Source organism: Neokomagataea anthophila (assembly GCF_018122595.1).
GTDB classification, from domain to species: Bacteria; Pseudomonadota; Alphaproteobacteria; order Acetobacterales; family Acetobacteraceae; genus Gluconobacter; species Gluconobacter anthophilus.
Map to the genome: position 1 here is coordinate 1 of NZ_JAGRQH010000265.1, position 213 is coordinate 213.

At 51.6% G+C, this 213-nt stretch carries 1 protein-coding gene; it reads right to left on the reverse strand.

Features of this window, described 5'->3' with window-relative positions:
* Window positions 1–40: 40 nt before the first annotated feature.
* Window positions 41–193, reverse strand: coding sequence for a hypothetical protein (locus KB213_RS13075; RefSeq protein ID WP_282958341.1), 153 nt, complete (start codon window positions 191–193; stop codon window positions 41–43).
* Window positions 194–213 lie beyond the last annotated feature (20 nt).

The window sequence follows — 213 nt, forward strand, 5'->3', positions numbered from 1 at the left end:
ACTCACGATCAAACTGACGCGTCACCACGCAGCGATCGGACTATGCAGCCTCTATCCGGTCTGCATCAGACTCTTTGCACGATGAATTCACAACGACCAGCAATTCATGACCCAAATTGGCCAACATCAGATCGTCCAGAATGCCGCCTTCATCATTTTTCAGCAGGCCATAACGCTGGCGGTTCGCACCCAAACCTTCTTAATTGGCCGGGA